General features: G+C 74.8%; 1 protein-coding gene. It reads left to right on the top strand.

The features are described 5' to 3' along the window. Nucleotides 1-322 (top strand): PP2C family protein-serine/threonine phosphatase (locus ACLZOT_RS51155; RefSeq protein ID WP_416976138.1); only part of this gene is annotated, 322 nt, incomplete at both ends.

Raw genomic sequence — 322 nt, 5'->3', positions numbered from 1 at the left:
ACTCCTGGGCCGCGCAGATGGTCGCCGCGGGCCTCATGGGCGAAGCCGAGGCCTACGCCGACGAGCGGGCCCACGCGATCACCGGCTGGCTCGGCGCCGACGCCTACGAACTGGAACCGCACACCGCCGCGTTCAAACCGGACCGGCCGGGCGTGGTCCTCGTCTGCACCGACGGGCTGTGGAACTACGCCGAGGGCGCCGAGGAGATGGCGGCGGTGCTGCCCGCCGACGCCGCCGCCCGGCCCCTGCACGCGGCGCGTGTCCTGCTCGGACACGCCCTGGACGGCGGGGGCCACGACAACGTAACAGTGGCCGTCCTGCC

The organism is Streptomyces sp. 4F14 (genome assembly GCF_048159485.1).
Lineage (GTDB): Bacteria > Actinomycetota > Actinomycetes > Streptomycetales > Streptomycetaceae > Streptomyces.
This window is presented reverse-complemented; position numbering and strand designations above follow the sequence as displayed.